The following is a 20691-nucleotide window of genomic DNA, read 5'->3' as shown; positions in this document are numbered from 1 at the left end:
CTCTTTCAATCAATGGTGCGGGCGAAAGGACGTCCGCGTATCCGCTGCGCGGATCCGCACCGGCTTCGCCCGCCTGCCGGCGGACTCGCCAGCTCGCTAAAAACGCTCCGCGTTTTCTTGACGCTCGCTCCTTCGCAGGTTCAAGTCCCTACGATGGGCCCATAACAAAAAAGCTCCCATTGCTGGGAGCTCTTTCAATCAATGGTGCGGGCGAAAGGACTTGAACCTTCATGGGGTTGCCCCCATACGGACCTGAACCGTACGCGTCTGCCAATTCCGCCACGCCCGCGTGCAGGAATTAGAATAACGGAGCGCCACCGTGAACGCAAGAACTATTTTTGAAAAAGTTTGCGGGCATTTTCCCAGGCGGCTCGAGCGATTGCCTCGGCGTTCTCGCCGGTACGATCGACACGGTCGTTAACCAGCGCGTTTGCCGTGATGGAAATCATTGCCGGCTCACACTCAAGACCGCGAATGGGCTCCGGAGCCATATACGGGCAATCCGTCTCGAACAAAATTCGATCGAGCGGGGTTGACGCAAATGCCTCGCGCACATCATTGTTGCGCTTAAAGGTGGCCGCGCCGCCATAGGCGATATAGCAGCCCAAACCCACAAAGCGCTCCATCGTGGCGCGATCCTCGCCAAAGCAGTGCAGCACGCAACCGGCCTGAGGCACACCCACCTCGCGCAGCACGTTGTACGCATCCACATGCGAGGAGCGCTCCCCATCCGCGTCCTCGTGGCGCAGATGCAACTCCACCGGCACGTTGCGGCGTACGGCAACCTCGAGTTGGCGCGCCATACAGTCGATCTGCACGCTGTGGGGCGCCGGCGCGATGTCGTCATCGTAATCCATGTGGTAGTCCAGACCGATCTCGCCGATACCGACGCATAAGGGATCATCAAGCGCAGCAACGACCTGTGCATGAATGTCATCGGTATAGTCCGGCGCACCATAGGGGTGCACACCGGCGAGATACTTTATCTGCGGAATATCCCGCATCGGCAAAATCTCGCGCATCAGCCAGTCGCTATAGTCCGTCACGCTGCGTTTGTCGGCAATGGGATCAAAGATCGTCACCAACAGGTCGACGCCTGCAGCCTTGGCGCGCACAAGCGTCTCGGGTACTTCCTTGCCCCAAAACGAGAGCAAGTGCGCATGCGTATCGGCAAGCGGCGCCAAGGGCACGGGGCAAGCAACCGTCTTCTTTTTCTTGGTAAACGTCACGCGCTCGTCATTAGGCATCATGGATTAGCTCCTGAGCTAGACGGAAAAAATCGGCAACGCCAAGCGTCTCGGCGCGCGTGGTGGGTGCGATGCCGCAAGCCTCAAAGGCGGCATCGAGCACGTCCTTGGCAAAGCCGTTGGCGCTCATGGAATTGCGGATGGTCTTGCGACGCTGAGCAAACGCAGCGTCAATCACGCGGGCCACAAACTCGCGATCAGGCCCCTCGGGCGCTACGCCGTCAACACGGTCGATGCGCACGACGGCCGAATCCACATGCGGCGCCGGCATAAAGCAGCGCGGCGGCACCTCAAAGCGACCCGTCACCTGCGCATACAGGCCGAGCTTTGCCGTATAGCCGCCGTAGGTCTTGTTGCCCGGCGTTGCGGCAATGCGATCGGCAACCTCCTTTTGAACCATGACGACGGCGCGCTTAAGGGCGGGCATCGTCTGGAAGAACTGCAGAATGATCGTCGCTGCCACGTTATAGGGTAAGTTCGCGACAAATACCGTCGGCTCACCGCCCGCGGCCTGCTCAATCTGCTCCGGGCACACCTTGAGCGCGTCGCCCATGATAAAGCGGAAGTTGGCATAGTCGGCGGCATGGGCATCGAGCACCGGCTCGAGCTCGGGATCGGCCTCAATCGACGTGACGCACGCCGCCTCCTGAAGCAGCGCAAGCGTGAGCGTTCCAACGCCCGGACCGACCTCGAGCACGCGCTCATCGCCCGCAAGTTCGGAAAGCTCGCAAATACGCTCGATCACATGGTTGTCGATCAGGAAGTTCTGGCCCAGGCGATGCTTGGTCGCAAGGCCAAACTCCTCCAGCAGCTCCCTTGTTGCCGTGGGGTTTGCCAAAGGCGAAGTTGTCATAGTTGCCTCCTTAGCATGGTGGCGGCGTCTTGAAACAAAAGGGCATGGACCGTTGCGGCCATGCCCTTACACCTAAACAGCAGATTGCCGATATGGCGCGCGGCGTCTTAACCCAGACGCGGGAACAGCGGCTCACCCTTCTCGACGGGCTGACCACCGGCAAGCAGACCCCAAGCGCAAATGCCCTTGAGGTCGTCGCTCGCGGCCTCGTCCTCGCACGACAGGCGGCGCAGGGCCTCGGTAGAAGTCTGGGGCATGAGCGGCATCAGCAGGTGAGCGGCAATGCGGATGGCCTCGAGGAGGTTGTAGATCACAAACGCCAGCTCGTCGGCCTTGGCCTCGTCCTTGGCAAGTGCCCAGGGCTCGGAGTCCTCGATGTAGTGGTTGGCGGCGTGGATGAGCTCCATAACCTCGTCTTTGGCTCCACCGTAATCGAGCACATCCATCTTGGCCATGTAGCGCTCGGCCAGGCCATCGGCGATCTTTGCCAGCGGGTTATCGAACGCATCGAACGATGCGGGCTTGGCGGGCGCGCAACCGTCAAAGTACTTACCGCTCATGTTGAGCGAACGCGAGATGAGGTTGCCCCAGCTGTTAGCGAGATCGGCGTTGTAGACCTGCTCCATGCGATCGAAGCTGATAGCGCCGTCGGTTCCGGGGACCACGTCGGTCATAAAGTAGTAGCGATAACCCTCGACGCCCAGCATGTCGATAACATCCTGCGGGGCAATGGCGTTGCCACGGCTCTTGGACATCTTCTCGGCCTTGCCAGTCTCGGCATTGCGCACGGTCAGGAAGCCGTGGGCAAAGACGTGCTCGGGCAGAGCCTCGCCAATGGCCATGAGCATAGCGGGCCAAATGACGCAGTGGAAGCGAATGATGTCCTTGCCCACAATGTGGAACTGCGCAGGCCAGCGATAGGCCAGCTCGGCACGGGCCTCGTCGGTGTCGACACCGTAGCCGACAGCCGTCATGTAGTTGAGTAGCGCGTCGAACCACACATAGGTCACATGGCCCTCATCGAACGGAACCTGGATGCCCCAGTCAAAGCTCGTACGGCTCACGGAAAGGTCGTTGAGGCCGCCCTCGACAAAGCTACGCACCTCGTTCATGCGGAATGCAGGCTCGACGAAATCGGGATGCTCGTCATAGAGCTTGAGCAGCTTGTCCTGGAAAGCGGAAAGCTTGAAGAAGTAGGACTCCTCCTGCACGCGCTCGAGCGGACGGTGACAGTCGGGGCACAGGTGCTGGCCGACGCTGCCGTACTCCTCGTCACCCTTCTGGACCTGCGTGTCGGTAAAGTAAGTCTCGTCAGGCACACAGTACCAACCGTCGTAGCTGCCCTTATACAGGTAGCCAGACTCCTTCATGCGCTCCCACAGATACTGCACCGCATGATGCTGGCGCGGCTCGGTGGTGCGGATGAAGTCGTCGTTGGAGATCTCGAGTTTGCTCCAAAGCTCCTTGAAGTGCGGAGCCTGGCTGTCGGTCCACTCCTGCGGCGTCATGCCATGCTTGGCTGCGGCCTCGGCGACCTTCTCGCCGTGCTCGTCCATGCCGGTCAGGAACTTGACGTTATAGCCGGCGGAGCGGCGATAGCGAGCCTGGACGTCGGCGATGATGGTGGAATAAGCCGTGCCCAGATGCGGATCGGCATTGACGTAGTAGATGGGCGTCGTGATAAAGAACGAAGGCTTGCTTTGATCCATGGGGTTTGTCCTCCAGAAAAACGTTGCATACAGGGGATGATTCTAACGCAAGGGCTGGATATCCTCCATCTATTGCATATTGAGCACCATGGCATAGACATCGCGTTTGCGGCGTGAATACTTCTGAGACAGTCGCTTGGCCACCGCAGAGGCGGGCTCCCCCTCCTCGAGCGCGGCGCGGATATCCTCGCGCAGGGCCTCGTCGGGATCCGCTGCTGCTGCGCCAACCGGCACAATGCCGGCCTCCTCGTCTTCACTCGGTGGCGCGATGACCAGCGCAATCTCGCCCTTTACTTCGCCGCGAGCACGCAGCCCCTCGGCAAGCTGGGCGGCGGGCCCGCGCAAGACCTCCTCGTGCAGCTTGGTGAGTTCGCGGCAGACGGCAACCTCACGCTGGGGAAAGACCTCCGCCACGGCCTCGAGCGTTGCCACGATGCGATGTGGAGACTCGTAGAAGATGAGCGCGCCGGGCACCACGGCAAGGCGCTGCAAACGGCGCACGCGGTCGCCGTGCTTTCGGCCCAAAAAGCCCTCGAAGAAAAAATGCTCGCAGGGAATACCGGACGAAACGAGCGCCGTGACGCAAGCAGAGGGCCCGGGAATAACTTCGACGGGCACATCGGCCTCACGCGCCGCCTCGACCAGCGCTTGGCCGGGATCGGACACGCTCGGCATGCCGGCATCCGAGGCAAAAGCGAGGGTCTCCCCCGCCAGCAGGCGGTCAACCAGACCGGCGGCGCGGCTGGCGATCACATTCTCGTCACAACGGACAAGCGGCTTGGAAATGCCCAGGTGCATCAGTAGCTTTGAGGTCACGCGCGTGTCCTCGCAGCAGATCGCATCGGCGGCGGCAAACGCCTCGCCAACGCGCGGAGACAGGTCGCCCAGGTTGCCGATGGGTGTTCCGACCACATAGAGTTTGCCCGTATGGGCGCTGTTTTGCGTCATATCAACCTATTCAATCATGCCGCGCTCGAGCGTACCGAGCGCCGCGCGGGCGTCCCATGCTGCGATGCGTTTCTCGGTCTTCCACGTTTGGAAGAACCAACCGGCAGCCGGCGCAAACGAAGCCAGCTGATTGGCGATAAACACGCGCTCGTAGGCATTGCGGCCCTCGGGCGTAACCGACGAGTTGGCAAAGATCGCCGCGCCCGACCATTCGCCCACCAGCACGGGGAACCCTGTCGAAATCGCTTCTTTAAGCTCGCGCTTGTTACGCGAAATCGCCGTCGTCAGCCCGCGGGGGCTCGTGATGTCGAGCGCATGCTCGTCGCGGTAATGGTACAGGTGAAGGTCCATGTAGACGTTCTTGTACTTGGCGCCGCGCATAAAATGCTTCCACTCGCCGGGATGTCCCGACGACGAGAAGACGACGATCTTATCCTCGGGCATATACGAACGGACGAGCTCGTAGGCATCGCGATAGAAATTGCGCAGGTAGTGGGCCGGAATGCCATCCGTCATGGTAAAGAGACTCTTGCGGACACTCATCTGCGGCGTATCCAGCAGCTCAATGCCCAGAAGGCTTTCGGCTTCGCCGTAGCGATCGGCCAAGCGCTCCAGCACGTCGAGCGCAACGTGACGACCGTTGGTGGACGAATGCCACTCGGCAACAGCCTCCGGCGTGGTGGGCGAATCGTTGGAATCGCCCTGGCCACCGGGCACAGTCGCTAGATCGAGCAGCACGCGAATGTCGTACTTGGCAGCCCACTCAATTGCACGGTCAATGTAGTCGATAACCGAAATGTAGGACGCATCGGACTCCTGCGAGCCAAAGGCATACCAGGGCACCGGCAAACGCACGGCATTGAGACCAATCTGCGCCATACGGCGAAAATCATCTTCGCTTACGAATGTCTCATAATGGCGACGCATGCGCTCGTTATAGGCAGCAGTGCCCATGGCTTCTTGCAGTTCCGCCGCATTGGACGCACCTGTCGCCGCGTACAGCGACGGGGTCACCCAAGGCTCGGGAATAAACCAGCCAGAGAGATTAACGCCGAGTATCCTCTCCATCACGGCCCCCTTCGAATCGTGCAGGGCGAACCCGCATCGTATTGCATAGGAAAAGTATCGTTTTGAGTATACCCGCGCACACGGACAGCCGATCGAACGGTCTGCAAAGTGGCGCAAAAGTAGGAGTAATGTCTGGGCGGGCACACCCCAGATGGTACGCCAAGATGTGCACGCACGCCGAAGGCAGGCGCCGGAAGGCGCATCCCGTTATTTTGCTCAATAATGGAATGCATTTTCCGCCAGCAGGTCCAACCGGAAAGCATGTCCCGTAATTTCACGTCATTCCGGGTCGCATTTTCCCAAGCGCCCCTAAAGCGGAAAGCGCATCCCGCTCAGGATTGTAATTCTGGGATGCGTTTTCCGCGGGTCCACATAAAAGAAAAGGACCCCTTCGCAGAGGTCCTAGTCAATTCAAGGTGGCGGGGAAGGGAATCGCGTCCGCGCGCTGCGCGGACGGACCGCTGCGGCGCTTGCGCGCCTTGCGAGCTACGCTGGCAAACGCTATCGCGTTTCCTCAGCTCCGCGCCCTCGCGGGGTTCGATTCCGTGCGGGGGCTACATAAAAGAAAAGGACCCCTTCGCAGAGGTCCTAGTCAATTCAAGGTGGCGGGGAAGGGAATCGAACCCCTGACACGAGGATTTTCAGTCCTCTGCTCTACCAACTGAGCTACCCAGCCATTTGAGGTGTGCCTTGTTTCAAGGCTTGATTAGTATAACCAAGGACGCGCTCCGGTCAACCGAGAATTTGAAAAAAGTTTTTGGACACCACCTCGGTTCTGTAAAGCAGCACGTCAGAGACATCAACCGGCCGCAAGAAGTTTTTCGCTCAGGGCCTTCAAGCCTGCACTCGTTGCAAGACAGTGGGCGATACAAAGACTGAAGGGCGTTCCAGCACCGCCCAAGCACCGGGACAGGAGCACATGCGCCAGGGGCGGACATTTTCGTAGCGTGCAAGGATATTGCCGCTGCAATCAATAAAGGCAATGTCGATGGGATAAGCCATAAAACAGGTGTGGACCGAAGAGCAGGACGGAAACGCCATGACGAGCGGCAGTCCGTCAGCCGTAATCGGCACGCGGCCCAGCATGCCGCGCAAGCGTGCGCCAAACGATTCTGCCACCATAAACTCTGCCGGCGACCAACCGAGCCTATTGAGCGCACGCGCGTAGGCGATATAAGACAAGACGGCGCTCACATGACCACCCCCGGTCGCCACGGATCGACCGTAACCGCGCGCTCGTGCGACAGCTTCGCCGGCGTCCCCAGAGAAACGCCGGCAATGCTGAGCAATCTAGGCCACGGCTCATAGTACATGACGCAGGCATAGGTCCTAAACGTCCCGGACAGAGAGAGCAAGCCGCCGTCAGACGACGCCGAGCTCTGCTCGCTCGAGACCTCGACCTGCAGATTATAGCCCTGCATAGCCGCCTGAATCTCGGACTGGACACGCACCGAGGCATCGGCAGAGCTCTTGTCGCCCTCCCCTTCCGGCGCCACAGCGTGCGCCAGCACGATATCGGGCACCACGCGATCGAAGCGCGCAACGGCGCCGGCAAAGACCATGACGTTGTACACAATGAGCGCAAGCGCCAGCAAAACGGGAGCGACCACGGCCATCTCGACCGTCGCCTGGGCGCGCTCCTCGTACAAGACTGCACCAACGCCCATTACGATCCACCGCCCAAGGCCCCCGCCAGCGTAGCGACATCGACGGTGAGCGGGATGGAGCCGCCGCCGGGCAGAGGAATCTCCGCAAGTGTGAACACCGTACCGCTAATGGTGCGTTCGACTTGATATTCCAACGCCTCGCAAAGCGCCTTGGGATCGGTCACGCCCAACGGAATACTTCGCAGTTTGTCTTGCGCTTGAGAGAGACCGGCAATGTCAGACCCCGGACTCTTAATGACGTTAGCGGAATCGGTCAGCACCGGCTTTCGCAGGCGCAAGTCGCACGGTTCCAAACCCAGCGCCGCCACGGACGCCGAAACGGTATCGCCGAGCCACGATGCAATGGAGCCCAACGCGCCGCTGCCCCCTCCTAGGTCTTTAATCATCTCGTCCATAAGTTCGTCGGCCGAACCTTGGATGTCTCCGTATCCCACAAGCAGGCGTCCCCAAACATCCATGACGCCATCGAGTACGCCGGCAACGCCGCCCGAGCGCTCTTCCAGTGTCGAGAAAAACCGCGAGAGCACGTTGTTTTGCGCCGTCGCGTTGTCGGGAGCCAAGACCGCGGCAGAGATTGCACCGCGACTGCCGAGCGTAACCGGCTTATTGAATGAAGAGTTGAGCTTACCGGGACTGGTCATATCGCCCGAGACCGCAAAGGCGACCACGCCGTTTCGGCCGGGCGGGGCGATACGCGGCCGCTCGCCCGAAAGCGCCTTGATGGCCTGGTCAAACGCATTACCCGCGCGATCGGCCTCGTCCTCGGTCTGACGCATAAGCTCGAGCTCTTTGTTGCGACATTCGACGTAATCTTCCAGGGCGTCTTTGAACTTGTCAAAGTGATACTCGAAGCCGTTTTCGATAAATGATGGAGGCATGAGGGCGCGACCCAGGTCAACGACGTCAAATTGGCACTCCTCGCACACATCGTGGCCATCGTAATCGACGACGGATGCCAACCCGCCCGGCGACCCATTCTTATAGTTGGGGCATCCGGTCCCATAGTGCAGGTATGTCTTGCCACCAATATCACTCGTAGGCCACATGGCATCGGTGTAGAGCTGGGTTCCCTTCACCTCATCTGGAGTGCGTGGCAGGAATGGAATCTGGGATAAGATTTTTTCACCATCATCTTTAATATACGAGTGATCGAGTTCTTCGATTGCATAAGCGTAAAACGCTTTGCGCGCGACAGACTCCGCCTCCATCTCTACACCCCCACCAAGCGGCCTTTCATTCGCCAGGCGCCGGCGGTAATAGGTCTTCGCACGATTTAGGGCGATCTGCGGCTCCCAATCGATACTCGAAGTATAGTGGCGGTTTTGTTCACCCGATAGCTTTGCCAAGCTCCCCGCACGCTCCCACATACATGAGTACTTGCCAATCGCATTCTCATCCGATCCGCCACAGTCCGCAAGCCAGGCGCGCTCTTTGGCCTTCGCCGTATCCTCAGAGGCCTTCTGCAGCTCCACAGCTGCGCGGTCTAAATCTTCCGACGTCTTTTTAATGGCATCGGTCGAGATCTCTGACCCCTCGAGCGCAACAAAGTCCGACTCCGATGTCCTGGGCACGGCGAGCGCTGTGCCGGTATAGATCACGTTATCGGTATCCTGCGCCGAAACAGCCTGCGTAGCTCGCGCGGCAACCAGATATGGCAGAGCCGTTTCGACTTTTTGCAAACCCTCCGACGCACTTTTGGCAAACCTATTGCGCGTTTTAATAATCTCAATCCCGGTATCGACCATATCGCTTGCGGCTATTTTCCCACCCGGCACCAGCATGGCAACCAAGCCGGTGCCGATTGTGGCAAACCCCGCCAGGCCCAAGCTCAAAATGCTCGCATCCACCACCGTGGCCGCTGTATGGTAGGACGATATCACGTTGGCACCCGCCAGAGCACCGCTATCGGCCGCCACCTGGGTATCCCCGGCGCGCGACATACTCCATATCGCCGCCGTCGACGAAAACAGCAGCGTAAGCACCACAAGTATGACGACCGCCGAAGAAAGCGTAGTGTAGGCACCGTCCTCGATAAACAGGTCGATACCGGAGCGGCCCATGAAGCCGCCCCGCTTGCGGCGGGCATTCGACCGGCAACGGCACACGAGCCCTCGCATCATTCGCAGCAGGCGACGCCTAATCCCACGCGGCAATCCACGAATCATAGTCTCCCTCCAGCCATCCGGGACGCGATCGATACGAAACGTCGACTTTCAACTCAACATTCCCTCCTCCCCCCACATTGCCCATGGCCTGCGCGAACGCGCCGATCACGGGCAGCGGCTTTACATCACCCGCGATAGATACAGACGAAACGCCCCCTGCGTCCGCCCGGCCAAGCTCGATATCCCACGACAGCGGTCCGCCGGCGTGAAAGATCGAGACATCGGGCACCGCGGCGAGACGGCGGCGGGCAAACTCCTTGAGGTCGTCGTCCTCCGCCGTCGTCGTGGTCATGAGCCGCGCCGTCTCGGCGGCGGCAGACTCCATGACCGCACGCGTATAGAGCAGGCACACCGGCTGCAGCGCAAGCAGGATGAGCGTCAAAAACGTCGGCAGCAAAAAAGCGGCCTCGACCGTGGACTGCGCCCAATCCTCGCGCGCGATATCAATAGAGCGCGATGTCTTTGGCGCCTGCGGCGGCGTCGATAACCGATGTCGAGGCGACGCCATGGGACGCCGCCCGTGCAGCCAACGCCGCCAAGCGTCCGTCGGTGCCGGCGCGCCAAAGCCCCGCAATCGCCAGCACGATGGAAAGCAGCGCCATGGTGACGATGGCGTACTCAACGGTCGATTGGGCAGACTCCTCGCGCAAAACGTCAAGCATTTCACGATCCCTCCTTTGACCCCGATGCTTGCGGAACCAAGCGCACCGCGCGTAAGCGGCACGAGGCGTCGCCGGCATCCGCGGCAACCGTCACCATGTCGACCCAGCCGCGCCCATCGCGCACGATGGCGCCCCATACGTTGCCCTTGATGTCGAGGTAACCGCTTAGAGCGAGCTGGGCTGTGGGCACCTCGCGATAGATACGCAACAGGTCCGCGGCAGCCTCGGTCATCGGCCGCTCCTCGGCCCATGTCAGCCGGGCTGCGACTGCGTTGTCCGCAGATGGACCCGCCGCAGCATCCGCCCGTTCGTCGAGGGCGCGCAGAAAAGTTTGTGCCGTGACGGCGGCATCCCTGTCGGCCGTGTCCCGCGCTTTGTCATCGGGAGGCGCCACCGCGCCCGAGCTCCCATCCGCGACGGCCCCAGAACGCTGCTGTCGCACGGCATTCAGCCCCCAGAGCGTCGCCGCAATCGCCACAATCAGGCAAGCGAGCACCAGCAGCACGCCAACAGAATGCCCGCCTTCTACAGGCTGTTGATGCCGTCTTTGATCGCGTTCCATAGCTTTTCGACGTTGCCCTTAAATGCAACGATGGCAATGATCGCGATTACCACGAGCACGCCGACCAAGATGGCGTACTCGGTGGTACCCTGAGCGCTTTCCTCCTGTACCAGCGCCTTGGCACGTTGACAGGAACGCATTGCACGGTAAAGCGTCCGACTCCAAACCCTACCCATAACGTCAGCCATTTTGTTCATGTATTCCTCCCTACATCATCCCGCCTGCTCCCAGCAGCGGGCCCAATATGGATAACAGCAGTGCCGGCAAGATGAGCGTGCCGGTGGGAATCAGCAGCTTGACGGGCGCTCGTTCAATCTCGCGCTCGACCGCGGCACGATGGGCGGCGCGGATCTCGCGACTTTGGGCAGCAAGGGTCTCGGCAAGCGGGGCACCCAGGGCGAGCGCTTGACCCACCGTAATGGCAAAGGTCTCGAGCGCCCGCACGTCCAGGTCCTGCGCGGCCGCCAACAACTCGTCCTCGCGCGCTCCCACGCCCACCTGCCACGCCATGCATGCCCGTTCAAGCCGAACAGTCAGCGCCGATCGACGATTGGCGCAAAAGATCTCGAGCGCCGCATCGAACGAAAGGCCGGCGGAAAGCCCCAGGCGCACCACATCAATCATCTCGGACACCTCACCGAGCGAAACCTGCGCTGAGTTGTCCACGCCAAATGCGCCCCTCACCCGCGCAATAGCGGCATCGATCACCGAATGGGCCGCAGCAACGACTAGCACCGCCTCGCGCTTGCAGGCCCCTGCGATCTTGCGTGCATCCGCCCGATCCAAACCCGTCGCGACAAATACACTCAGGGCGCACAGGCAAGCCGCGGCGGCAACCAGGGCGCTCACAGCTCCACCCGCATAATGCGCCGGATAACCACCAGAGCGACGCCGTTAAGGGCAAGCCCCAGAACCACGGCGCCGGCGCCTACCGGCGTTGCGAGACCGTAGCGAAAATCTGCCGAAAGCAGGGCCAGCACCGCGCACATACCCGCCGGCATCGCCGCGACCATATGCGCCGACATGCGCGCCTGCGACGTTTTGACATCCAGGCGGCGCTTGAGCTCGATACGCTCCCCCACCATGCTCGACGCCTCGGACAGCAGATCGGCAAGCGGGGCACCGGTCCGCTGCGACACCTTGAGCGCCAACGTGACAAGCGAAAGCCCGGGGGCGTCGATGCGGACAAGCAGGTCGTCGAGCGCATCGGCAGCCGAAATGCCACAGTCGATCGCCGCCGCCACCCGCAGAAACTCGGTATGCACCGGCTCTTGCGCGTGAGCGCCCACAAACCGCATGCCCTGGGCCAGCGAATGTCCCGAGGCAAGCGACATGGAAAGTGCCGTAAAGGCCTCGGGCATGGCTTCCTCCACATCGCGCTGCTCGCGTCGGTGGTCAAAGATGTCGCGTGCGGCGCCCGCGGCAAAGGGCGCAACCGCCCCCAAAACAAAGCCGATGGGCGATAGCGACACCACGGCAAGCGCAAGGCAGCAGACGCCACTCGATAGCAACAGGAACGCTAAGCGTGAAGCATCATCCTCAACGACAAGACCGATGCGGCGCACGAGAGCCAACGATGCCCACGAACGGGCGATCTTTTTTAGCAGATCGTTTTCCACCAGCTCACGCGGCAGCTTCTCTGCCGCCGTCTCGAGCGTCTGGCGCACCAGCTCCGCCGGCGGCACCCTCGGCACATGAGGCTCCACTCCGCATACCGTCGCGACCGAAAACCCGGCAAGGCCCCCTACGACGAGGGGCACAACGACCTCCATTCGTCCACCTCCTCCTGTGTAAGCGTTCCCGAGCGCAAGCCCTCTGCGATAAACGGCGGCTCGCGGTCAAGCGTCCAGGTGCGCTCGGCGGCATCGAAGGTCACGTAGCGCTCGAGTTCCACGCCACCCGACGCGCCGCGTCGCACCCCCGAATAGGAGGACACAAAACGCCGGCCGTCCGCATGGCGCTCGGACATCACGATGCCGTCGAGCGCCATAGCGATTTGTTCCTCGATAAGCTCGCTCGGCAGATCGATGCCATAGCGCGCAAGCAGCGTCAAACGCACCACGGTCTCTTGCTCGGTGCCCGCATGAAGCGTGGTGAGCGACCCATCGTGCCCGGTGTTCATGGCCTGCAGCATGTCGCAACATTCCGCACCGCGTACCTCACCCACCACAATACGGTCGGGACGCATACGCAGGGCGTTGGTCACCAGGTCGCGGATTGTCACCGCACCCTCACCCTCAATTGAAGCCTCGCGCGCCTCCAGGCGAACCACATGCGGGTGATGCGCGAACTTGAGCTCGGCGGAATCCTCGATCGTCACGATGCGCTCGCCGGTAGATATCTCGCACGATAGCGCGTTGAGCAGCGTAGTCTTGCCCGACCCCGTACCGCCCGCAACCGCCAAATCTTGGCGCAGCGACACCGCACACGAAAGCAGTTGCGCATACCAAAGCGGCAGCGACCCCAGGCCCACAAGCTCGTCCAACGAACAGATGCGATCCGAGAACTTGCGGATAGTGAGGATCGGCCCATCGATCGCCACGGGCGGAATCACCGCGTTGACGCGATACCCTGTCTTGAGGCGGGCGTTGACGATGGGACTGCGCTCGTCGATACGCCTGCCCAGCGGCGAGATGATGCGGTCGATGAGCACGCGAATCTGCTCGTCATCCTCAAACGCATGCTCGATGGGGTATAAGACCCCGCCGCGCTCAAAGAAAGCCGAGCGGCAACCGTTGACCATAATCTCGGTGACGGTGTCGTCCTCGATGAGCGGCTGCAGCGGGCCCAAGCCCACCACGTCATCCAAGATCTCGTTGATGATGGTCTCACGCTCGGGCGTCGCCAGGTCGGTCGGTTCTTCCACGTTGAGTGCCGCCTCCACCGCAGGACGCAATTCCGAGCGGGCAAGAACCGGATCGACGTAGGCACTGATGCGTGCCACCTCGTCGTAGCCCACGCGGTCCATCACGGCCCGCTTGGTGCGGCGCTTGACCGCACGGCGCCGTCCCACATCGACAGGTGCCGTCGCCGCTGCCGCACCGGCTGCTTTAATTCTCGTTTGCAGGCTCATCGGCAATCACCCTCACGCGACCAGGGAAGGCGGATGCGCGGGCGTTCGGTGCGCGTTGCACGGTCGGCGACCATATCGCTCCAAGGGCCGACGGCGCACCCCAGTTCCACGAGCATCTCACGCGTGGCCTCGCGCACGCTGGTCGCAAAAGCGCTGGTCTGCCCCACTGCCTCGTCAGCGCGCCCAAACGCCATGAGCGCGGCGAGATCCTGCCCGCCATCGGCGATACGAATCTTGGAGCTCAACGCACAGGCAATCTCAAAGCGCATGGCGACATCCTCGTCCGCCCCACGCGCGCCAAATCGGTTGAATACGGCGCTCATGCGCGTGCGCGGCACGCCCACACGGCTCGCCAGCTCAATGACGCGCGCTGCAGACGTCGCGGAAGAAACTGCCGCATCACCCACGACAAGGCAACGGTCGCACGCTGCCACCGCAGCCGCCACGGCATCGCCCCAAAAGACCGAGGTATCGATAAGGACCACGTCGGACTCACGACGCAAGATGTCGAGCAGCAGCTCTACCGGACGCGCCATGAGCTCGGCGCGCTCGGGCGCTGCGACAGGCCCCCAAAGCGTAACGCCTGGGGCAACGCGCATCGATGCAGCGACCACGTCTTGCTCCGCAAGGGCGCCCGTGACCGACGGCTCGATAAGTGTCGCCATGTCATGCGGGGCATCGGCGCCCAGCAAGTCGTAGAGATTTCCAAACATTAGGTCCAAATCGAGTACGGCAGCTCGCAGACCCAGCAACGAAGCGGCATGCGCCATCGTGGCGACAATCGTCGATTTGCCACAGCCGCCCGAACCCGAAATGGCGCAGATGACCGGAGCTCGATGCGACGTCGACGCAGTGTCTGCCAGCGGTGCAGGGGCTGACGACGTGGGCGGCAACGTCCCCGTCTCGCCAGCCGCACCCAAGTGCTGCGTCCACGCCGGCACGGCAGGCTGCTCAAACGGTAGGCGCGGAACTGGGGATTCCGCTGTCACGTCGACGTGCGGGCCATCACCCGCGACAAGGCCCTCGACCTCATCGAGTCCATCGGCCAGGCTCACGCCGTGCACGTATCCCATATCTACGGCCAGGAGGTCTTCGCCATACGGCACCGACGCTCCGACGTCACCACATGCAAGGGGGCCCGGGGGGCGCCGAACATGCTCGGCTTCCGCTTTCCCATAGTCATCAACACGCGGGCCTCTTGTAGCGCGAGGCGCCCCGGGTTCCCTATCAACAAAAACATCGGGCTCAGGCGACACGCCCCAATCGGAATCAACCGCTCCCTCGCCCACATGTCCGCTGCCGCATATGCTGTGCGCAGCGATGACCTCGGTCGCCCCCGCGCGAAACAGTCCCTCGATATCCGACGGATCGAGCGCCTCTATCAACACGACGACGCGGCTCACGCGTCCTTCGGCAGTCAGGCGCGCGACGGTCTCTCGCACATCTTTCGTATCAAACAGGGATGCCGCGATAATGGCAGCGCCACGGCGCGAAGGAAACGCCCGAGCCATAGACACCAACCCGTCTAGGTCGCCCACGCGAAGCACCTGCGCGCCCGCATCGCGGCCCTCGACTTCCTGCTGCAGCAGTCCGTAATCGCCACACGCGCAGCACGCAAGCCAGATCGCCTTCATCACTCGTCGCCTCCGCTCTTTTTGCCGCGTGCCGTGGCGGGAATCGTCAAGCTGACCGTTCCCTTGCCCGAGGCTCCCAGCAATTCCTTGACGTCTTTGGGGTCGGCCGCCAGCGTCACCCACTCGACCTTGCCTTCGCGCGTGGCACCGGCCTCGTCGCTGGTATCGATCACATACGCGCCGCACAGCCGGTCGGTCACGCCGTCTTTTTGCACGTACACATCCACGTAGCTGCCCACGCCTGCGGCTCCGCCCACCGAATGCTCGGCATCGACCGCCACCGAAACGGCAACCTTGCCCTTGGGCACCTCGAGCGTATGGCTCTCGGCTTTGGTGTAGACATCGCAGACCACGGCATTTTTGGGAATACGCGAGGTCGTCACGTCGCCACGCACCTGGCGCAGTTCGGTCGCCGCATCGCGCGGCAGCAGGCTCGCGAGCCACTCTTGGGTTACGACATTGGTCTCGTCGAGGGTCTCACCCACATCGATATCACGTGCGGCAACGCAAACTTCGACGCGATCGCCACCGTATTTGGCCAAGGTTTCGGCCTGGGCCTGCTCAGCCCGCGAACGAACCGATGACCCGTAAACCATGCAGAGTGCCGCGGCGAGCACGCCCGCTGCCAGACTGATGGCGATGCGCTTGCTCTTGTTCACGGCAGCTCCTCTCAAGACAGCACCGGGCGGATGGGATGCCCGTACCACTATTGTCCGAGCGGCCAAGCAACAAAACAGCGCGATCACCATCTTGGTTTTAAGTGTCAAACCAATTACCAGCCAAGAGCTGACCAACCCGTCAAGCCCGCGGCAAGGTTTTGGTCAGCGCGTCGGCAAAACGCTCATTTAAGAGCGCATCGCCAGTAAAAAAGCCGCCTCCCGCACAGTTGGAAGACGGCTGTCATAGATAAATTCAATTACAGATGGACATCGGGATCGAGCATTTGGGCACTCACACGCATGGATGACGCCAAGTTTTGGAACGTTTCCAGGCGCAGGCCATCGATCTGCCCGGCATCGGCGGCCTCGCGAACGGCGCAGCCCGGTTCGTGGGTATGCGTGCAGTCGCCAAACCGACACGCACGCGACGCCTCGACGATCTCGGGGAAGGCACGCGCCAGGCCCCGCTCGTGACCAACGAGTGGCAAACTGCGCAGGCCCGGAGCGTCGGCAATGACGCCGGCGTCGCCCGGCAGCGCCACCATCACGCGCGCGACCGTGGTATGGCGGCCTTGGTCGTCGCGCTCGCGCACACCACCGGTAGCCAGCGCATCGTGGCCCAGCAGCGCATTGAGCAGCGTCGACTTTCCGGCCCCCGACTCACCCAGGATCATGGCGCACGTTCCCGCCGGCACGCAGGCGCGCACCTCATCCAAACCACGGCCTTCGGCAGAGGACGTCACGATCACGCGCACGTCCGGGCCCACCAGACGGCGCACGCGATCCAGATCGCGCTCGAGTTCCGCGGCCTCGCAGCGGTCGGCCTTGGTAAGCACCACCACCGGCTCGGCATCGCAGTCGAGCGCCAACACCAGCGAGCGCGCCACGCGGTCGAGCAGCACTTCGCCGGCGCCAAGTGCCTGCACGATCAGCACGCTATCCACGTTGGAACAAAGCACCTGACGCTCGCCGCGGGCGCGGCCACGCCAACGCTCAAAACTCGTGCGTCGCGGCAGGACGCATTCGATTACGCCCATATCGTGCCCGGGTGCACGACGCACCGCCACACGGTCGCCCACAGCCGGCAGCAGCACCTCGTCCTCGCCGCGCGACTTGGCAAACCCCACGGCATGCTCGGCACGAAAGGTATCGTCGGCCGTCGCCACCAGCGGAAACCCGCGATCTAAGCGCACCACGGCGCCCAGTTGCATCTGCTCGGGCTCCTCGGCTTGGGCGCAAAAATCGTCAAATGCTGCCTGCTGAGCCGCGGCGACCGGCAGATCGCCAAACGCCGGAACATCCTGCAGCGCATCGAGTCCCGGCACGCTCGCCAGCAGCTCCTCGGCAGACGCGGGGGCTTCGGTCGCAAGCTTCCGACGACGATCACGCTTGGCTCGCGCCCCCGTCGTCTTTTTCTTCGCCTTAGCCCTAGCTTTACCCACAAGCGCCTCCCAGCACCACAAATCACAACTGAGCAGGTATTTTAAATCAAAAAGAGCTGGCCGGGCAAAGCCCGACCAGCTCACACACTTTCCCTCAGTCCTTTATCATCCGCGCGGGAGAAAAGCCAGCAAGGATACCGCAGGGCCCGCCCCGGAAGCCCTTTCTCCCGAACGATCCCGCAGCGCGAAGCGCGAGGACCAGCGAAGAAGAAACCCCGCAGGCGGTCGGGCCGGTGGGAAGGATGGCCTTTCGACCTACTCCTTCTCGACCGCGCGCATGATCGCCTTGTAGATCTCCATCAGCGGAATGATCAGGAAGGCAAGGCCCAGCGCGGCGATAACGCCCTTGAGCTCAAGCGTCACGGGGCCAAAGAACATTTCGGCAAGCGTCGGCTGCACGGTTACGATCACCGTCAGCACCAGCGCCAGCGCGGCAGAGGCCCACAGCCACTTGTTCTGCTTCTTCATCTTAAACAGCGACGTGCGGCGGCTGCGCATGTTAAAGCAGTGGAAGATCTCGACCATGTTGAGCGTGATGAAGGCCATCATCACGCCTTCCTCGTCGGCGACGCCGGCGATCATATCGGAGATGTGGATGTAGCCCATGTCAAAGTACACGCCCACAAAGAAGCTCGCCAGCACCAGCGCGGCAATGATCAAGCCCTGGACCACGCAGTCCAGACCCATATTGCCGGCAAAGACGCCGTCCTTGGCGTTGCGCGGCTTGCGCTTCATGATGTCGCCCTCGGCATCCTCCATGCCCAGCGCGAGCGCGGGGAAGCAGTCGGTGACCAGGTTCACCCACAGCAGCTGCACCGGCTGGAAGATGGTAAAGCCGATGAGCGTGGCGATAAACACCGAGAACACCTCGGCAAGGTTGGCCGAAAGCAGGAACTGGATGACCTTGCGGATGTTGTCGTAGATGCGGCGACCCTCTTCGCAGGCACCGATGATGGTGGCGAAGTTGTCGTCGGCAAGCACCATGTCGGCGACGTTCTTGGTAACGTCGGTACCGGTGATGCCCATGCCGACGCCGATGTCGGCACGCTTGATGGACGGGGCGTCGTTGACGCCGTCGCCCGTCATGGCCACGATCTGGTCGCGCGACTTCCAAGCCTCGACGATACGGGTCTTGTGCTCGGGCTGGACGCGGGCGTACACGCCGTAGTCCTCGATGTGCGCGTCGAGTTCCTCGTCGCTCATGCGATCGAGGTCGGCACCGGTGATGGCATGGCTGCGATCGGTGACGATACCCAGCTGCTTGGCAATGGCCACGGCGGTGTCGATGTGGTCGCCCGTGATCATGACGGTGCGGATACCGGCATCGTGGGCCTCGCGGATGGCGTCGGCGACCTCGGGGCGGACCGGGTCAATCATGCCGGACAGGCCGCAGAAGACCAGGTCGTGCTCGAGCGCGGCGGGGCTGCAGTCGCTCGGGACCTCGGTGTAGGTGCGGCTTGCCAGCGCCAGCACGCGCAGGGCCTCGTCGGCCATGGCCTTGTTGGCGGCCACGAGCTCGGCACGACGCTCCTCGGTCAGGGGGACGACCTTATCGCCCTCGTAGATGTGGGTGCACAGGCCGATCACCACGTCGGGCGCGCCCTTGGTGTATTGCTCGTACTCGCCGTCCAGGGTCTCAACGACCACGGACATCATCTTGCGGCCCGAGTCAAACGGGGCCTCGCCCACGCGCGGGTGCTCGGCAGTCAGACCAGTGAGGCCCGCCTTTCCGGCATCGTTGACGAGCGCGCACTCGGTCGGCTCGCCCACGGCCTCACCCAGTTCCTCGTCCCACTGGGCATCGGAGCACAGCGCCATGCCTGCCAGAAACTTCTCCTTAGGCGCAGCGAGCTCGTGCTTGACGACGGTCATCTTGTTTTGGGTAAGGGTACCGGTCTTGTCGGAGCAGATGGTCTGCGTGCAGCCGAGAGTCTCGACGGCAGAGAGCTTGCGGATAATTGCCTGGCGCTTGGCCATCTTGGTCACGCCAAGCGACAGCACGATGGTCACGACGGCGACCAGGCCCTCGGGGATGGCAGCGACGGCGAGCGAGACGGCGACCATAAAGGTGTCGAGCAGGGCAGTCGGGTCGGTAAGGACGTTGCCCACGCCGTGGCGGACGATGTCGACGCCAAAGATCACGACGCAGATGACGATCACCATAATGGTGAGGATACGGCTGAGCTCGGCGAGCTTCACCTGCAGCGGTGTGAGCTCTTCCTTGGCCTCGGCCAGGGCACCGGCGATCTTGCCCATCTCGGTATCCATGCCGGTGCCGACCACGACGGCGCGGCCACGGCCGTACACGACGGTGGAGCCCATGTAGCACATGTTCTTGCGGTCGCCGAGCGGCACGTCATCGGTGCCCGCGGCAAGCTCGATCACATTGGCGTGCTTCTCGACCGGCACCGACTCGCCGGTGAGCGCGGCCTCTTCGATTTTCATCGTGGCGCTCTCGAGCACGCGGCAGTCGGCCGGGACGGAGTCGCCCGCCTCGAGCATGATCACGTCACCGGGTACGAGCTCGGCGCTCGGCAGGTGCACGAGTTTGCCGTCGCGTAGAACCTTGGACTGCGCCGCGCTCATCTCCTGAAGGGCCTCGAGGGCCTCCTCGCTCTTGGCTTCCTGGACCACGCCCAGCACCGAGTTGACGATAACGACGAACATGATGATGGCAACATCGGCAAAGTCCGCCTCGCCCTTAACCATGCCCGTGAGCGCGCTGATAACGGCGGCAACGATCAACATGATGACCATGGGGTCGGCCATCTGCTCAAAGAAACGCTTCCACAGCGGCGTCTTCTCGGCTTCCTCAAGCTTGTTAGGGCCTGTCTTGGCGAGGCGCGACGACGCCTCGTCGTTGCTCAGGCCGAGGTTCTCATCGACACCTTGGTCGCTGAGCACCTCCGCCGCGGCGGACAGGTATTCCTTTTGCATATAGAGTCCCCTCCTGGGATTCGGGCCACTCAGCAGATTGATGCCCGATCATAATTCCCAGGAGA

Annotated in this window: 19 protein-coding genes and 2 tRNA genes; all 21 read right to left on the bottom strand. The window is 62.2% G+C overall.

Features of this window, described 5'->3' with window-relative positions:
• Positions 1-202: 202 nt before the first annotated feature.
• The 21 genes from ACTQV3_RS06110 to ACTQV3_RS06010 all read right to left on the bottom strand — a co-directional run bounded on the left by ACTQV3_RS06110 (position 203) and on the right by ACTQV3_RS06010 (position 20626).
• Positions 203-289 (bottom strand) — tRNA-Leu (locus ACTQV3_RS06110).
• Positions 290-332: 43 nt separating this feature from the next.
• Positions 333-1250: a TatD family hydrolase gene (locus ACTQV3_RS06105; protein WP_441068997.1), complete on the bottom strand. Its 918-nt coding sequence runs from the start codon at positions 1248-1250 to the stop codon at positions 333-335.
• Positions 1240-2100 (bottom strand): 16S rRNA (adenine(1518)-N(6)/adenine(1519)-N(6))-dimethyltransferase RsmA, encoded by an 861-nt coding sequence (gene rsmA, locus ACTQV3_RS06100; protein WP_441068995.1) that lies wholly within the window; start codon positions 2098-2100, stop codon positions 1240-1242. Before rsmA ends, ACTQV3_RS06105 begins: the two co-directional genes overlap by 11 nt.
• Before the next feature lie 107 nt (positions 2101-2207).
• Complete coding sequence (gene metG / locus ACTQV3_RS06095; protein WP_154517665.1) at positions 2208-3809, bottom strand: methionine--tRNA ligase; 1602 nt, start codon at positions 3807-3809, stop codon at positions 2208-2210.
• Positions 3810-3878: 69 nt separating this feature from the next.
• A complete protein-coding gene (gene rsmI, locus ACTQV3_RS06090) occupies positions 3879-4757 on the bottom strand; it encodes a 16S rRNA (cytidine(1402)-2'-O)-methyltransferase (protein WP_441535741.1) in 879 nt (292 codons plus the stop codon).
• Positions 4758-4763: 6 nt separating this feature from the next.
• Positions 4764-5825, bottom strand: coding sequence for a glycoside hydrolase family 5 protein (locus tag ACTQV3_RS06085; protein ID WP_427728410.1), 1062 nt, complete (start codon positions 5823-5825; stop codon positions 4764-4766).
• 603 nt (positions 5826-6428) lie between these two features.
• A tRNA-Phe gene (locus ACTQV3_RS06080) sits at positions 6429-6501 on the bottom strand.
• 158 nt (positions 6502-6659) lie between these two features.
• Entirely contained in the window at positions 6660-7019 is a 360-nt protein-coding gene (locus ACTQV3_RS06075) for a DUF192 domain-containing protein (RefSeq protein WP_441068991.1), read from the bottom strand.
• Positions 7016-7492, bottom strand: coding sequence for a hypothetical protein (locus ACTQV3_RS06070; RefSeq protein WP_441068989.1), 477 nt, complete (start codon positions 7490-7492; stop codon positions 7016-7018). The genes ACTQV3_RS06075 and ACTQV3_RS06070 overlap by 4 nt, the downstream gene beginning before the upstream one ends.
• A complete protein-coding gene (locus tag ACTQV3_RS06065; RefSeq protein ID WP_441068987.1) occupies positions 7492-9657 on the bottom strand; it encodes a hypothetical protein in 2166 nt (721 codons plus the stop codon). The genes ACTQV3_RS06070 and ACTQV3_RS06065 overlap by 1 nt, the downstream gene beginning before the upstream one ends.
• The gene (locus ACTQV3_RS06060) at positions 9629-10165 is read right to left on the bottom strand and encodes a TadE/TadG family type IV pilus assembly protein (RefSeq protein WP_427795226.1); all 537 of its coding nucleotides are present in this window, start codon (positions 10163-10165) and stop codon (positions 9629-9631) included. The genes ACTQV3_RS06065 and ACTQV3_RS06060 overlap by 29 nt, the downstream gene beginning before the upstream one ends.
• Positions 10101-10319: a hypothetical protein gene (locus ACTQV3_RS06055; RefSeq protein WP_154517649.1), complete on the bottom strand. Its 219-nt coding sequence runs from the start codon at positions 10317-10319 to the stop codon at positions 10101-10103. The genes ACTQV3_RS06060 and ACTQV3_RS06055 overlap by 65 nt, the downstream gene beginning before the upstream one ends.
• 1 nt (position 10320) lies before the next feature.
• On the bottom strand, positions 10321-10551 hold the full coding sequence (locus ACTQV3_RS06050; protein ID WP_441068985.1) for a hypothetical protein: 231 nt from the start codon (positions 10549-10551) through the stop codon (positions 10321-10323).
• Between the two features lie 293 nt (positions 10552-10844).
• Entirely contained in the window at positions 10845-11078 is a 234-nt protein-coding gene (locus ACTQV3_RS06045) for a hypothetical protein (protein ID WP_427719148.1), read from the bottom strand.
• 10 nt (positions 11079-11088) lie between these two features.
• Positions 11089-11730 carry a type II secretion system F family protein gene (locus ACTQV3_RS06040; RefSeq protein ID WP_441068983.1) on the bottom strand — a complete coding sequence of 214 codons (642 nt, stop codon included), beginning with the start codon at positions 11728-11730 and terminating at the stop codon, positions 11089-11091.
• Positions 11727-12653, bottom strand: a complete 927-nt coding sequence (locus ACTQV3_RS06035; protein ID WP_441068981.1) for a type II secretion system F family protein — start codon at positions 12651-12653, stop codon at positions 11727-11729. Before ACTQV3_RS06035 ends, ACTQV3_RS06040 begins: the two co-directional genes overlap by 4 nt.
• The gene (locus ACTQV3_RS06030) at positions 12626-13954 is read right to left on the bottom strand and encodes a CpaF family protein (protein WP_441068979.1); all 1329 of its coding nucleotides are present in this window, start codon (positions 13952-13954) and stop codon (positions 12626-12628) included. Before ACTQV3_RS06030 ends, ACTQV3_RS06035 begins: the two co-directional genes overlap by 28 nt.
• Positions 13951-15588 carry an AAA family ATPase gene (locus tag ACTQV3_RS06025; RefSeq protein WP_441068977.1) on the bottom strand — a complete coding sequence of 546 codons (1638 nt, stop codon included), beginning with the start codon at positions 15586-15588 and terminating at the stop codon, positions 13951-13953. Before ACTQV3_RS06025 ends, ACTQV3_RS06030 begins: the two co-directional genes overlap by 4 nt.
• On the bottom strand, positions 15588-16247 hold the full coding sequence (cpaB, locus tag ACTQV3_RS06020) for a Flp pilus assembly protein CpaB (RefSeq protein WP_427719097.1): 660 nt from the start codon (positions 16245-16247) through the stop codon (positions 15588-15590). Before cpaB ends, ACTQV3_RS06025 begins: the two co-directional genes overlap by 1 nt.
• Before the next feature lie 257 nt (positions 16248-16504).
• Positions 16505-17458, bottom strand: a complete 954-nt coding sequence (gene rsgA / locus ACTQV3_RS06015; protein WP_427795936.1) for a ribosome small subunit-dependent GTPase A — start codon at positions 17456-17458, stop codon at positions 16505-16507.
• Between the two features lie 486 nt (positions 17459-17944).
• Entirely contained in the window at positions 17945-20626 is a 2682-nt protein-coding gene (locus ACTQV3_RS06010) for a cation-translocating P-type ATPase (protein WP_427728430.1), read from the bottom strand.
• Positions 20627-20691 lie beyond the last annotated feature (65 nt).

The sequence above is a fragment of the Collinsella sp. LCP19S3_A7 genome, assembly GCF_052121995.1.
Classification (GTDB): domain Bacteria; phylum Actinomycetota; class Coriobacteriia; order Coriobacteriales; family Coriobacteriaceae; genus Collinsella.
This window is presented reverse-complemented; position numbering and strand designations above follow the sequence as displayed.

Bases quoted from the DNA above. Each gene is read 5' to 3' on its own strand.
- ACTQV3_RS06105 (WP_441068997.1), bottom strand. From the start codon at position 1,250: ATGATGCCTAATGACGAGCGCGTGACGTTTACCAAGAAAAAGAAGACG.
- rsmA (WP_441068995.1), bottom strand. From the start codon at position 2,100: ATGACAACTTCGCCTTTGGCAAACCCCACGGCAACAAGGGAGCTGCTG.
- metG (WP_154517665.1), bottom strand. From the start codon at position 3,809: ATGGATCAAAGCAAGCCTTCGTTCTTTATCACGACGCCCATCTACTAC.
- rsmI (WP_441535741.1), bottom strand. From the start codon at position 4,757: ATGACGCAAAACAGCGCCCATACGGGCAAACTCTATGTGGTCGGAACA.
- ACTQV3_RS06085 (WP_427728410.1), bottom strand. From the start codon at position 5,825: ATGGAGAGGATACTCGGCGTTAATCTCTCTGGCTGGTTTATTCCCGAG.
- ACTQV3_RS06070 (WP_441068989.1), bottom strand. From the start codon at position 7,492: ATGGGCGTTGGTGCAGTCTTGTACGAGGAGCGCGCCCAGGCGACGGTC.
- ACTQV3_RS06065 (WP_441068987.1), bottom strand. From the start codon at position 9,657: ATGATTCGTGGATTGCCGCGTGGGATTAGGCGTCGCCTGCTGCGAATG.
- ACTQV3_RS06060 (WP_427795226.1), bottom strand. From the start codon at position 10,165: ATGGCGTCGCCTCGACATCGGTTATCGACGCCGCCGCAGGCGCCAAAG.
- ACTQV3_RS06055 (WP_154517649.1), bottom strand. From the start codon at position 10,319: ATGCTTGACGTTTTGCGCGAGGAGTCTGCCCAATCGACCGTTGAGTAC.
- ACTQV3_RS06050 (WP_441068985.1), bottom strand. From the start codon at position 10,551: ATGACCGAGGCTGCCGCGGACCTGTTGCGTATCTATCGCGAGGTGCCC.
- ACTQV3_RS06045 (WP_427719148.1), bottom strand. From the start codon at position 11,078: ATGAACAAAATGGCTGACGTTATGGGTAGGGTTTGGAGTCGGACGCTT.
- ACTQV3_RS06035 (WP_441068981.1), bottom strand. From the start codon at position 12,653: ATGGAGGTCGTTGTGCCCCTCGTCGTAGGGGGCCTTGCCGGGTTTTCG.
- ACTQV3_RS06030 (WP_441068979.1), bottom strand. From the start codon at position 13,954: ATGAGCCTGCAAACGAGAATTAAAGCAGCCGGTGCGGCAGCGGCGACG.
- ACTQV3_RS06025 (WP_441068977.1), bottom strand. From the start codon at position 15,588: ATGAAGGCGATCTGGCTTGCGTGCTGCGCGTGTGGCGATTACGGACTG.
- rsgA (WP_427795936.1), bottom strand. From the start codon at position 17,458: ATGCAACTGGGCGCCGTGGTGCGCTTAGATCGCGGGTTTCCGCTGGTG.
- ACTQV3_RS06010 (WP_427728430.1), bottom strand. From the start codon at position 20,626: ATGCAAAAGGAATACCTGTCCGCCGCGGCGGAGGTGCTCAGCGACCAA.